Annotated in this window: 3 protein-coding genes and 1 pseudogene; 1 reads left to right on the top strand and 3 read right to left on the bottom strand. The window is 29.6% G+C overall.

What is annotated here, in order from left to right:
* Both AACU98_RS05090 and AACU98_RS05085 read right to left on the bottom strand, forming a co-directional pair.
* A pseudogene (locus AACU98_RS05090) lies at positions 1-1425 on the bottom strand (beta strand repeat-containing protein); the annotation flags it as partial.
* Positions 1426-1507: 82 nt separating this feature from the next.
* Complete coding sequence (locus AACU98_RS05085; RefSeq protein ID WP_004244870.1) at positions 1508-1813, bottom strand: helix-turn-helix domain-containing protein; 306 nt, start codon at positions 1811-1813, stop codon at positions 1508-1510.
* Between the two features lie 641 nt (positions 1814-2454).
* Here AACU98_RS05085 and AACU98_RS05080 point away from each other — a divergent pair.
* On the top strand, positions 2455-3246 hold the full coding sequence (locus tag AACU98_RS05080; RefSeq protein WP_004244871.1) for a helix-turn-helix domain-containing protein: 792 nt from the start codon (positions 2455-2457) through the stop codon (positions 3244-3246).
* Here the strand turns inward: AACU98_RS05080 and AACU98_RS05075 are convergent.
* Positions 3220-4025: helix-turn-helix domain-containing protein (locus AACU98_RS05075; protein ID WP_161735640.1), on the bottom strand; the 806-nt coding region annotated here is incomplete at its 5' end. The genes AACU98_RS05080 and AACU98_RS05075 overlap by 27 nt on opposite strands.

Here is a 4025-nt window from a genome sequence, read left to right as displayed (position 1 = left end):
AATTTCTGCGGTAACAGAATAGTTACCATCTGCTGTCACTTTATCTGCGGGGATAGTCACATCGGCTTTACCTGCCGCCACTTCATCTGCAGTCAGTGTGTGTTCAACAGTGTCGGTTGAGCCGTCTGGTTTAGTAATAGTGAGTGTCAGTGTGTCACCTGCCGCACTCCCCCCCGGTACAGTCACTTCGGTCTGTACGCCATCTTTTAGCTCGTCAGCATTTACACCGTCCGCAGCTTCTGGAATGATCACCACTAGTGTGGTATCCACCGTACCATCACCATCTGTATCGCCCGGGATTTGTCCATCAACAGCAAAATCTACTTTGTTTCCTGGTTTGGCTGGATTATTGCCTTGAGTTATGCTGACATCGACACTGTTTTGGCCGTTTTGTACCGCATCTTTAGGAATATCAATCGAAATCTTACCTGCAGCAACATCATCTTTAGTTACAGTGTATGTAATCGTTTCTGTAGTATTATCTGGACGAGTGACCGTTAAGGTAATTTCCGCCCCTTCAACCGTACCCGCTGGCAAAGTAACTTCTGCTTGTAAACCGTCTTTCAGCTCTTCTGCATTCGCATAACCATCGTCAACTTCTGGAATGCTTAAAACAGGTATATCTGATACGGGATCAGGTTTGGCTGTTACAGTAACATCATCACTTTTATTACCACTCGGATCTTTCGCACTTGCGGTAACATCACTATTATCTTTTATCTTATCATTAGGGATAGTGACTTGATTGTTATCTGTATCAGGAATTAATTCAGGATCACTTGATGTCCAGCCATTATCTCCCTTTTCTAATGTGACAGTATTTGAATTACCATCCTCATCTTCAAAAGTAACATCTACAGAATCACCTTTATTGGCATCTTTTGGTAAATCGATAGAAACAGAACCATCATCTTCAGCAGTTAATCCTGGCTTACTCGGCGCGGTAATATCAGCCTCATTACCTTTATTATTGTCACCACCATGATTTCTATTAGCTAAAAAGATCGCTAATGCACTACCGATTGAACCAGCAACCCATAAAAATAGACCAATTCCATCATCATTATCAGAAAGAGTACCTGTTTCACCAGCAACTAAATGTTCTAAAACAGGACCATCTTGAGTAATAGTTGCTTGTCCCATTACACCATTTGAATCTAAAACATTTAAAGTGGCGTAACATTGTTGTTCCCCTGGTTGGCATTCTTGCCAAAAATCTTTAATAACAACTTCTATATTTTGTTCTTTACTAGATAAAATAAGATCATCCGATTTACGATGCGCTTGAATATCTAATGGAGAAAGTTGAGTATCTGAATCAATTAACTGATACACATCCCCTGCTTTCGCCGTTATAGTATGCTTAGCATGAGGTTGTAATTGTACTTTCTCGTTTGAATTCTTTTCAAAAAAGATTATATTCATATATAACTCTCGTATAAAATGTCTCTAAATTAATTTAGAGGCTATCTAATGTAATACTGCTAACATCTATAAATATCTACCTTTACTTTCTATGACCTATCCTTCTCCTATTATTTATTTCAATAAATTCAAATTGACATAAATTATTATCAACAATAGAAAATGAAGATGTTTCTTTCTCTATCAATTTAATAAAATGAATCATTGGAATATCAAAAAAAGCGCATACTCTAAGTAGGAAAGATACACTCCATTGAACTTCTCCTCGCTCAATCCGTGAAAGGTGCTGTTGACTTATTCCAAAGGCTTTTGCCAATTCGCATCCTGACAGCAAAGAACGTTTTCTTAAAAATTTAATCTCTCGGCCTAAAATCTTATTTATGTCCATAAAAATACCAACATAAGGTTTTAAAAAATACCAAGATAAAATAACCAATTGTTTTAATTATATTTTTTACATGAAAACAACATTACTCTTTTTACTCTCACCTACTGATATCTCTTAACATATACATCTACCCATAACTAAAACAATCCAAATAAGAGTAGCAATACTCTATTTATGAGAACTTTACGCTTTTAATAGAATTCTTTTAAGCCAACAAAATGATAAATTAATCACCCATTATGATAATTAACAAAATGATAAAATTAGACCAAAAAAGCAAAAGATAAATAATAACAATTAACATCTTTAACATAAAAAAACACCAAAAATGTTAAAACAACCTTTTTACTTAATATAAAATTCCCAAAAAAGATAAAGATATATGGAGGATCTAAAAACTCTCTAAAATAAATAGGAAAAAATAAAGTAACAAATACCTCACAGAAAAATAATGCAATATGATAAAAAATAACCCAATTAGATAATTAAATCTAAAAACGTTATTTTTTAATTTATTTATTTCCATCAACATGATAATAATTTATTTACAAAAGCTTATAAATTAATAATTTTGTTTATTGTTAAATATACAAACAAAAATAAACCATTTAATATTAGATTAGGAAGCAAAAGAATTTAATATGAATGCCTATATAGATAATACTTTAAAATTTAAAAACATTATTTTCTCTAACCACATTCTTTTGTTAATTAGAAAAGATTGTGAAATATCCATAACAAAAGATAATGTTAAATATCAAATAGATAACGACAGTATCGTTTTTATAAAAAAAAATTCAGCATTAGATATTATCTTAGGAAAAAATAAAATGCCTGAATTTATATTTTTATCTCATGAAGTTATGATGGAAGTATTAAAAATTACTATTAACAATAAAAAAGAGGAAGTTACTCAAGATAATAATAAAGATAGCTTTATAAAACAAGCAAATCATGAAGATATTCTATTTTTCAATAGATTAAAAAATAAATTTAATGATGAAGTCATTACAAATAACAAAACTTCGCTTAGTCAGATACTAAAAATCGCATATTTACTGTTAAACTTTGATATACCTAACCTTATATTAAAATCAAAACCAGAATTAACATCAGTAAAAGTAAAAGATATTATTATTAGTGACTTACAACATAGCTGGTCTCTAAAAGAGATTAGTAGTAAATTATTTATTAGTGAGTCTTCATTACGAAAAAAACTTGAAGCAGAAAAAACTAATTTTATGACTTTATTAACAACGGTAAGAATGGCACACGCAATGAATCTTCTGGCTACAACAAATTTAACAATAGGACAGATATCTTCATTGTCTGGGTATAAAAATACTTCCTATTTTATTAAAAAATTCAAGAAGTATTATAAAAGCTCTCCGAAAAAACTTAAATGTCTAAATTATAGGGATAAGATAATTTAAAGAACAAATGTTTTTATCTAATTTACCTGAATTAAATATTTCTATATCATAGCCATCTCTTCTCTTGGCTTGCAATAGCGGTAATTCTCTCATATAGATAATATTGGATAAAATCATATAATCTTCCCAAGAGCCTAAAAATGAAAATAGATAATACTTTAGACCTTCTTTATTAAAGGAAAAATTATAATCATGAATATATTTTATATTATATTTTACAGTAATTTTATTTTTAACTTTACTACTAAGGAAATAATTATAAGATACACACAAATTATCATTTGATGAATCAACAAGACTTTTTATTATTTCAATCTGTTTTTTATTTTTATAGCCTAGCCCCTCTATTGCAATATTTGACTTAAAGTCAAAAGGAATAGAAATATCAAAAAACTTAAAATCATCAGAATTATTATCAAGCAATCTATCTTTTGATAAATAAATTAACTGACAATTTATTTTTTTAAAATCAAATACTTTATGTTGAGGTCGATAATATCTAAAATCCCAAAATTTACTTTTTCTATAAAATTCAGGCGTTACCTTAAAATATCGTTTAAAAGCTCTTGAAAAATTCTGCTGAGAAGTAAAAGAGTAATCATTAGATATTTCTGATATAGAATACCGAGTTAATTTAAGCAAAATAGCTGACATAGATAACTTTCTAGACAAAATATATTTAGCAATAGTTGATTTTGTTTTATGCAGAAATAGATCTTGAAAATATCTTTGACTATAACCAGATTTTTTTATTACATCTATTGTTGAAATTGGTTTAG

It is taken from the genome of Proteus sp. G4380 (assembly GCF_963885725.1).
In the GTDB taxonomy this organism is placed as follows: Bacteria; Pseudomonadota; Gammaproteobacteria; order Enterobacterales; family Enterobacteriaceae; genus Proteus; species Proteus mirabilis.
The sequence above is the reverse complement of the archived record's forward strand: the minus strand, read 5'-3'. Positions and strand labels throughout refer to the sequence as shown.